Here is a 9,220-nt window from a genome sequence, read left to right as displayed (position 1 = left end):
AAGGGCGCTTTCGGTGTGTTTCAGTTTTCCTGTCGTCCGAGCAACGCGTCGGGCAGCGGCTTCTGATCGAGCAATTCGGCCGGGATCGGGTTGGGATTGGGCTGTGAGTCGGTAGCCATGTTCTGGCAGTACAGGCCGAGGAGAACACCACGCGGATCGCGGACATGGGCGACGTCGGCGGTGCCGTCCTCGTTGGTGGTGGGCGGAACGGTGACGGTACCGCCTGCCTCCTCGACCAGGCGGCAGGTCTCCTTCAGGTCGTCTACCTGGAGGATGATCGCGAGGTACTCCGCGGGGATGTCGGTGCCCGTCGGGGTCAGGTCGGTATCCCAGGAGGTACCGAACGGCATGGCGCTGCCCGCCGGAGTGTTGGCGAACCCGTAGGGCCTGCCCGGCCCGTCCAGGCCGTCGGTGAAAGTCCACCCGAAGGTCTTCTCATAGAATTCCTGCGTCGCAACGAGATCTTTGCTACCGATTTCGAAGGAGATCACTCTGCCGATGTTGTTCGTCATATTCGCCAGTCTTTCCGGGCTGCGGTGAGGTTGTCAACCTCGCTGACGTGTCGATTCGAATGCCCGGAATCAGGGGTGTCACAGGGGTGTTCGGTTAGGGGGAATAGCGCCTAGAATTTTCGATCGGGCGCCGAAGTGTCACCGTTGGACCTTCGAACGATACCTGATGCCTGCGATGATTCTGAGGTCACCACGATGCTTCATCTCGAAAATGCCCGGGATATTTCCGCACCAATCGATTTATCCAGTCGGTATCGAGCCCGTTCCGGGCCGGCGGTAATCACGGGCACGCAGGCGATCGTCCGGCAACTTGTCGAACAACACGAAAGGGACAGGCGAGTCGGTCAAAAAGTCGCGACCTTCGTGTCGGGGTATCCGGGCAGTCCCTTGGCCGGCTTGGATCGTCTGCTGGCAGGTATGCCCGAACTGGCCGGCGAGCACGATGTACATCTCGTACCGGCCGTCAACGAAGAGCTCGCCGCGACATCGGTCTGGGGAAGCCAGCTCGAACTGCCGAGCGGCTCACGTAATCGTGACGGTGTCGTCGGAGTCTGGTACGGCAAGGGGCCAGGGCTCGACCGGGCAGGCGATGCGATGCGCCATGCCGCTCTGTACGGCGCTCATCCGACAGGCGGGGTACTGGTGCTTGTCGGTGATGATCCGGCGGCCAAGTCATCGAGCGTGCCGGCTACCAGCGAGCGGGCGTTGGCGGCTCTCGGGATGCCGGTCTTCTTCCCTCGCAACGCGGAGGAGATCGTCGGATTCGGGCTGTACGGGGTGGCGCTCTCCCGCGCCTCGGGTTGTCCGTCGTCGATGAAGATCGTGGCCGACGTCGCGGACGGTCTATGGACCCTGGACCGTGACTTCACGGAGTTCGACATCACCACCCCGCAGATCGAATGGCAGGGTTCGCCCTGGACCTACCGACAGCGAATCTGCGCCGCGCCGCCGGACAGCCTTCTCGCGGAGGCCGACCTGCACGGGCCGCGGTGGGCGATGGTCGAGGCGTTCAACGCTGCCAACGACATCGATTGTGTGGAAGTAGATCCCTCCGATGCCTGGCTCGGCATCGTCGCTGTCGGTACGGCATACGACAGTGTTCGCGAGGCGCTCGGCGATCTGGGATTCGATGCGGATGACCTGGATCGAGCGGGGGTGCGAATCCTGCGCGTCGGAATGCCGTATCCGCTGGGTCCGGACAAAGTGCGCCGACTGGCACGTGGGGTACGAACCGTCATGGTGGTGGAGGAGAAGACCGCTTTCGTCGAGCTTCAGGTGCTGCGTGGCCTGTACAGCCGCGCCGAGACGCCCGAAGTCATCGGCAAACAAGACATCAACGGGCGAAGCCTGATCCCTGCTGACGGGCAGCTCACCGCCGAGCGACTGCTCGAGCCGCTGCGTCGGATTCTCGCCCCGCGCCTCGAGGTCCGCAAGCCCCGCCCTGCGCCTATCCAACTGACGGTCCTGCCGACCAGCCGTGCGGCGGCGTTCTGCTCGGGGTGCCCGCACAATCGGTCGACGGTCGTGCCGGAGGGTTCGCTCGCCGGGGGTGGAATCGGATGCCACACCTTGGTGACGATGTCTGCCCGACCCGAGTCGCAGGTCGTTTCGATGACGCAGATGGGCGGGGAGGGCGCGCAGTGGATAGGCCAGGCGCCCTTTACCGATGTCGGGCACATCTTCCAGAACATCGGTGATGGCACCTATTTTCACTCGGGTCAGCTGGCCGTGCAGGCATGCATTGCCGCCGGTGTCGACATCACCTACAAGATTCTGTACAACTCGGCGGTCGCCATGACCGGTGCACAGCATGCCGAGGCTGCGGTGGGCGTGCCGGCGCTCACCCGAAAGCTCGCCGCGGAAGGCGTTGCCAGAATTATCGTGTGCTCCGACGATCCAGGGCGGTTCGCGACCGATCGCTTGGCGGCCGGCGCAGTGGTATGGCATCGCGATCGGCTCGACGAGGCACAGCGGCTGCTCCGCGACATCAAGGGCGTCACCGTTCTGATCTACGACCAAGAGTGCGCGGCGGAGGCGCGTCGTCAGCGCAAACGTGGGTTGTCGCCCCAACGCCGGACGCGGGTGCTGATCAACGAATCCGTCTGCGAGGGCTGCGGAGACTGCGGCGTCAAGAGCAACTGCCTGTCGGTTCACCCGGTGGACACCGACTTCGGCCGGAAGACCCGCATCGATCAGTCGAGTTGCAATGCCGATTACACGTGCCTCGATGGTGACTGCCCGTCGTTCGTCACGGTGGAGTTGCCGGAGCGTCCGGCGAAGCATCTTGTTCCCGTGCCGCCGAGCTCGCCTGCGCCACAGCTTCCGCTGGTCGAGGGTGAGTTCAACCTGTTCCTCGCCGGCATCGGCGGTACCGGAATCGTCACCGTGAATCAGGTACTCGGCGTTGCTGCCCAGTCCGCGGGGTTCCTGGTGTCCGGCCTGGACCAGATCGGGCTCAGCCAAAAGGCTGGACCAGTCACTTCCCACCTGCGCCTAGGCGCCGGAAACACGTTGTCCACCAATCGAATCAATCCTGGAGCAGCGGATTGCCTGCTCGCTTTCGATCTGCTGACCGCAGCCGAAGCCAGGAACGCGGCATACGCGGATTCGGGACGTACTGTGACGGTCTCCTCGACCAGTGCGACACCGACCAGCGAGATGATCCGCGATACGTCCGTCGCCTATCCATCGACAGCGGAACTGCTCGAAAGACTCGGGTCATCGTCCTTGCGGGCGTTCGGCATCGACGCTCTGGATGCTGCCATGGCCCTGCTCGGTGCCACCGAGCCCGCGAACTTCCTGCTGGTCGGTGCCGCATACCAATTCGGCGCGATACCGATTCCGGAGCAAGCGATCGAGGCTGCGATCGAAGCCAATGGGGTTGCGGTCGAGGTCAATCGAGCGGCTTTCCGCTGGGGACGAGCAGCTGTTTCATGTCCCGAGGTCTTCGGCGAGGCGGTGGCGGCGCGTGTGCCGATGCCGGCGCGTAGCGTGCCACCGATACCGCACCACCTGCTGGGATCGATATTCATCGAGGGTTCGGTTCGGGCACTGGTCGAAAACCACGCGGCGGAGTTGGTCGCGTTCCACAACGAGAAGGCCGCCGTGCGCTATCTCTCGGCAATGCAACAGGTGTGGAGCGTCGAGCGAAAACTGGGCGGGCGAACCGAGTTCAGCGAAAGCGCTGCGCGCGGCCTGTTCAAGCTGTCGGCCTACAAGGACGAGTACGAGGTCGCCAGGCTCCTCACCGACACGGCCTTCCTGCGCGCCGTCCACACCGAGTTCCCGGATTCGACGGGGCTCACGTACCGGTTGCACCCCCCGGTCCTGCGCTCGATGGGCATGACGAAGAAGCTGGGGTTTCGCCCGCGATCGCATGTCGCTCTGAGGCTTCTCGCGAGAGGAAAGGCCTTGCGGGGAACGCCGTTCGACCCCTTCGGGTACGCCAAGATGCGGCGGTTGGAACGCGCGCTGCTCGCACAATATGAGCAGATGATTCGCGAGGTTACCGATCGATTGTCGCCGGATACCTATCCGGCCGCGGTTGCCGCGGCACAGGCGGCAACCATTGTTCGCGGCTACGACGCGGTCAAGCTTCGCAGCGTCGACCGGTACCGCCGTGCGCTGCGGGATCTGAACATCGAAACACCCACTCTCGAGCGGTATCTTCCGCAAAGAACCGCTGCCGATGAAGGGTTGTGAGCGCCGCTGACGTAACCCAGATCCTCTCGAACAACGGCTCTGTCGTCCTGTGACGACAGAGCCGTTCCAGTAGTTGTGACCTCTTCCACGTCGACGTATCCGCAGTCCGACCGCGACGGTACCGAGGCCGAAGGCGTGACACCGCGCTCCGACGAAGGGGATTCCGCGCTCCCCTTCGATCGCCATCAGGCCCTTACCCGGTGGCGGATCGGCGAGAATTTCCGGTCGCCGCGGAAGCCGCGGGCATGTATCGAATCGCTGCGTCGCGTAGCAGTACCGCCACCGGATTCTCCAGCTGTTCGAACTGACTCGAGCGTCGTGACGCTGCCACCATTTTGCGGGTTCGGTCACGGCCGGAGCGTCGGTAACGACGCAGACCCTCAGCCGCGTCCGTGCACTCGGCGAGGGTGCGGGCGAGGACGAATCCATCCTCGATCGCCATGCCTGCACCCTGGCTGAGGCTGGTGAGCATCGGGTGTGCCGCGTCGCCGGATCTCTTCCCGGCTGATGACCTGCCGATCCACGACTCAGTGCGACTGCTCCACATTGTCCCGCTCTGATTCGCCGGCCCCGGTTGGTCTCGAGAACACGACCGGGATCCATGGCAGGGAGCGCGTGCCGGGTGCGAACTCGACGACCATATCTGGATCAGCGGCAGTGCCGAGGGCCTTGAAGGCCGAGCGGCTGTAGGCACGGAGTGTGCCGATGAGGGAGTCGTGGAGGAATGGTGGCACCGCTGACGGCGGTGAAACCATCATTACCGCGACCGCGGTGGGGATGAACATCAGTGGGGCGAGCAAGATCCCAAGAGTCGAAGGGCGTTCCAGGTCGATCACCAGAAACTTCTTGCCTACCCGAGTTGCGTCGGCGATCACCTGAGCAACGTCTTGGGGCGGAAGATGGTGCATGGACACGGCGAACACCACGAGGTCGAAACTGTTCTCCGGCTCATCGATCTTTGTGGCATCGATCAGTTTCACCGTGCAGCGGGGGTGTCGGCCAAGGGGGCTTGCGGCGATGTTCGACACCGATGCCGGATCGAGGTCGCTCACGGTCACTTCGGCGGAGGGATGAAGTCTCAGTATTTCGGCCGAAACTCCACCATGTCCGGCGCCGAGCTCCAAGATCCTCGGGTTGTCCAGTTCAGCAACCTGATCCAACACCATCTGCGCGTTGAGCGTGTGCAGGCCGAAGCGTTCACCGAAGCGGTCGAGGGTCCCGATCACCTTCTGCTTGAGTTCATCGGAGATATCGTAGCGGTCGGTTATTTCTGGCCGTCGAGTTTGTAGCCGGCGATTGATCCACGATGCGTCCGGTCCGCCACGCGGCATCCGAGCGATTTCCTCGGCGGTGAGCTTTCCTTGTGTCATGTTCCCTCTTTGTCGCGAATCTGGCTGATCAGGAATTTCACTGCGCGCTGGATTGCAGATTCTTCTGGAGTTCCCGCACTTTGGCCGAGAACGACGCGACGTGCGTCTCGAGGCCTGCCGGCTTGTTTCCGGCCTCGGTTGCCCGGCGGATATCGCTCCGCGCCTCCTGGAGTTGGCGCGCCGACATGTGCCCTGTGCCGTGGGTCTCGAAGATGTAGTCGCGCTCGCCGTAGTAGTCGCAGTCGCTCAGCATGAATGCCAGCTTCATTCCGCAGGAGTGGTCGAATGTCTCTCGATGGCACACGACGTCGGCCGCGACGGAGCGGATCGAGATCGAAGTGCGCTTGATCTTCTGGTTCTGTGTCCGGTGGATGATGTCACCACGGAGGACGAGGAGATCGCCGGGAGCCAGCAGGGGAGTATGCGCGATCGAGTCGATATCCACGCGGAAGGAGTGCGAGCCTCCGGCATTGTCGTCGACCCGGGTCTTCCCGGTGTATCGAGCAGCGCCGGAACCCACTGCGATATCGGACAGTTCGGGATCGGAACTTTTCAGTTTCGAGAACGGTACGATGGTGACGTTCGAATGGGAGATGTCCTCCTTTTCGAGGACGAGGTACAAGTTCGTGTACCGCAGATGCTGGCCGAAATCGTAGAATGATCCGTGTTCCTGATGAAATGGAAAATTCACCGAGTGCTCCGGGTCGTCGGGGTCGACCGAGAAGATTCCGCTGTGGGTGAGGATCATGTCGGTGCCGAACAGGTCGCGTTGAAGTTTATGCAACTTCTCCTGCACCACGGCGGGGATCTGCGAAGGATCCTCGATCGCTGTCACCAGGCGTTTGCCGAAGTATCCAGCGCCGGCGCCATGTCCTACTTCCTCGGCGAATCGTAGTAGATCTGCGATTTCCCGATCGTCGAGAAATTTCTCGATGTGAACGAATCCGTCCGTGTCGAGTGCGGTTTTCATAATCCTCTTCCAGGGTCTCGGGCAGTCGATTCCAAGCTTTTGGTGTAGTTTCAGCTATTTGAAACCGGGCAACTCGATGCAAGTATTGGTACCGGCTTCGAGCGTTGTCAACCGAGAGTTCGGGTTGAGCGGTCAACTGGTATGTGTGTAGGGGTGTGCCAGGGGTGTCGAACTAGGGGGAAATGCTTCTAGTCTCATTTTCGACTCACAAAGAAGATGTCCATCCGATCTGTGTCTCACAGTGGATGGAATGCGGCCCCGGGCCGGCCGCCGAGACCCTATGGCGGGAGCCTTCAAGCCGATGACAATGCATTCCGTGGACTCTCTGACGTCTCCCCTGATTTTCGTGCTTTCCGGATTCGATCGAGATGCTCTGAGCCGGCGCGCGACGATTATCCGCCGGTTCTTGTCGGAGCACCCGGGGCAGGAGTTGCAAGACATCGCCTACTCGCTGGCCGGTACCGATCCGGCGGACGAGTTCCGGGCCGCAATGGTCGTGACGAGCCGAGCACAGTTGCTGAGTGAGCTCGAGGGGATCGCGCAGGGGCGACCGCTGCCGGGGACCGCGATCGGCCAGGCGCGCCGCGGTGGCGGAGTCGTCTTCGTCTATCCGGGTATCGGGGCGGAATGGCCGGGAATGGCCGAAGGGCTGCTCGAGTCGTCGCCGGTCTTCGAAGCAGAGGTCCGTGGGTGTGATGAGGCACTGATGCCCATTGTCGGCTGGTCGATCATGGATGTGCTCAGAGGCGCACCAGGCGCGCCTGCGCTGGAGCGTCAGGACGTGATTCAACCGGTTTCGTTCGCGATGTCGGCCGGGCTCACCGCACTGTGGCGGGATGCCGGGGTCGAGCCGGATGCCGTGCTCGGGTACAGCCTGGGTGAGATACCCGCGGCCTATGCGTCGGGTGGGCTGTCCCTACCCGACAGCATGCGGACGGTTGCGCACTTCAGCCTCGAAGTGGCGGCCTTCGTCGGGCAGGGTGCGATGTTGAACGTCGCAGTGTCGGCCACCGAGATCGGCCCCTATCTCGATCGGGCTCCCGGCCGGGTGGAGGTGGTTGGCTTCAACGGCCCGCACGCCACGGTGATTTCCGGTGATCCGGACGCCGTCATCGCGGTGCGCGCGGAGCTCGAGCACGAGGGTATCCGGTCTCAGGTGGTGCCCTTGGGGGTGGCGGCGCACACCTCTCGGCTGAGTGTCGTTCGCGACTCGCTGATGAAGTCACTGGAGCCGATTCGCCCTCGGGTATCGCGTGTTCCCTTCTGCTCGACGGTCATCGGCGATGTCTGCGATACAGAACGGCTGGGCGGCGACTACTGGAGCCGCAACCTGCGCGATGTCGTCCGATTCGACGAGGCCATGCACAACATGCTCGGCTACGGCTATCGGCACTTTTTGGAGCCCAGTCCGCGGCCCGCGCTGGCGACCGCCATGCACAGCATCTTCGAGGCGAGCGGGACCGATGCTGTCGCGTTGGGAACCCTGCGCCGGGACGGCGGACAGCTGGAAACCTTCCTCGCCGCTGTGGCTCGCGCCTATGTGGAAGGCGTCCCTGTGGACTGGACACGCCACTTCGCGGGTTCGGGTTCGCGTCGAATCCTGTTGCCGGACTTGGTGGGAACCGCGCGGGCCGGTAGTGCGGCGCTCACCTCCGGCGCGCCCGTCGACCGTGGCGACATCGGAAGTGTGCGAGCGATCATCGACCTCATTCGTGCCGAGTGCGCCGCAGTGCTCGGTCGCGAGATCGACGACCCGGAAAGTTCTTTCAGCGAGCTCGGAGTCGACTCTCTTACCGCCGTTCGACTGCGCGACCGGCTCAACGTCGCGACCGGCTCGGCACTGCCAACGACCGTGGTCTTCGACTACGCGACGCCTGCGGCACTGGCCAAGCACATCGCCGACGCGGCGAACGGCGCTGCTGCCGTGGCCGAGTCGATCGTCGAATCGGAGGCCGGCGACCTCGATGACCCGATCGCGATCATCTCGATGAGCTGCCTGTTGCCCGGCGGTATCACGTCACCGGAAGCGCTGTGGCAGTTGGTGGAACAGGCCGAGGACGTCATCTCGGCGTTTCCGCGCGACCGAGGCTGGAATCCGGATCAGCTGCGCGAAGCCCGAACGACCCAGGGCGGGTTCCTCTACAGCGCTGCGGATTTCGATGCAGGCCTTTTCGGCATATCGCCGCGTGAGGCGTTGGCGATGGATCCGCAGCAGCGGTTGTTGCTGGAGTCGTCGTGGGAGTTGTTCGAGCGTGCTGGTATCGCTCCGGATTCGTTGCGGGGCAGCCGGACCGGCGTCTTCATCGGTATGTCCGGCCGCGACTACGGGGGCGACATGATGAACACATCGGAACAGACCGCGGGCCATCTCCTCACCGGAACCTTGATGAGCGTCGCTTCCGGCCGACTCGCCTACACCTACGGCCTCGAGGGGCCGGCGCTGACGGTGGACACGGCGTGCTCGTCGTCGTTGACGGCCTTGCACCTGGCCGTGCAAGCCCTCCGTCGTGGTGAGTGCTCACTGGCCGTCGCGGGTGGGGCCACGGTTATGGCCACTCCGGCGGTGATGCTCGAGTTTTCGCGTCAGGGTGGGCTCGCGGCTGATGGTCGGTGTAAGTCGTTTTCGGCTGGTGCTGATGGGACTGGTTGGGGTGAGGGTGTTGGTT

The 9,220-nt window shown here is 63.4% G+C and carries 5 protein-coding genes; 2 read left to right on the top strand and 3 right to left on the bottom strand.

Features of this window, described 5'->3' with window-relative positions; translation table 11 throughout:
- Positions 1-20: 20 nt before the first annotated feature.
- On the bottom strand, positions 21-512 hold the full coding sequence (locus tag ACFWF2_RS32775) for a VOC family protein (RefSeq protein WP_379311361.1): 492 nt from the start codon (positions 510-512) through the stop codon (positions 21-23).
- 195 nt (positions 513-707) lie between these two features.
- Here ACFWF2_RS32775 and ACFWF2_RS32770 point away from each other — a divergent pair, with 195 nt between their 5' ends.
- Positions 708-4,214, top strand: a complete 3,507-nt coding sequence (locus ACFWF2_RS32770) for an indolepyruvate ferredoxin oxidoreductase family protein (RefSeq protein ID WP_379311360.1) — start codon at positions 708-710, stop codon at positions 4,212-4,214.
- Between the two features lie 527 nt (positions 4,215-4,741).
- On the opposite strand, the gene ACFWF2_RS32765 is transcribed toward ACFWF2_RS32770, so the two are convergent.
- Complete coding sequence (locus ACFWF2_RS32765; RefSeq protein WP_379311359.1) at positions 4,742-5,584, bottom strand: class I SAM-dependent methyltransferase; 843 nt, start codon at positions 5,582-5,584, stop codon at positions 4,742-4,744.
- A gap of 37 nt (positions 5,585-5,621) precedes the next feature.
- Positions 5,622-6,554, bottom strand: coding sequence for a hypothetical protein (locus tag ACFWF2_RS32760; protein WP_379311358.1), 933 nt, complete (start codon positions 6,552-6,554; stop codon positions 5,622-5,624).
- A 250-nt stretch (positions 6,555-6,804) separates the two neighbouring features.
- On the opposite strand from ACFWF2_RS32760, the gene ACFWF2_RS32755 reads away from it, so the two are divergent.
- Positions 6,805-9,220 (top strand): beta-ketoacyl synthase N-terminal-like domain-containing protein (locus ACFWF2_RS32755; protein WP_379311357.1); only part of this gene is annotated, 2,416 nt, incomplete at its 3' end.

Source organism: Nocardia sp. NPDC060259 (genome assembly GCF_042728775.1).
Lineage (GTDB): Bacteria > Actinomycetota > Actinomycetes > Mycobacteriales > Mycobacteriaceae > Nocardia.
The sequence above is the reverse complement of the archived record's forward strand: the minus strand, read 5'-3'. Positions and strand labels throughout refer to the sequence as shown.

Coding starts and splice junctions, on each gene's coding strand:
- ACFWF2_RS32775 (WP_379311361.1), bottom strand. CDS start 512: ATGACGAACAACATCGGCAGAGTGATCTCCTTCGAAATCGGTAGCAAA.
- ACFWF2_RS32770 (WP_379311360.1), top strand. CDS start 708: ATGCTTCATCTCGAAAATGCCCGGGATATTTCCGCACCAATCGATTTA.
- ACFWF2_RS32765 (WP_379311359.1), bottom strand. CDS start 5,584: ATGACACAAGGAAAGCTCACCGCCGAGGAAATCGCTCGGATGCCGCGT.
- ACFWF2_RS32760 (WP_379311358.1), bottom strand. CDS start 6,554: ATGAAAACCGCACTCGACACGGACGGATTCGTTCACATCGAGAAATTT.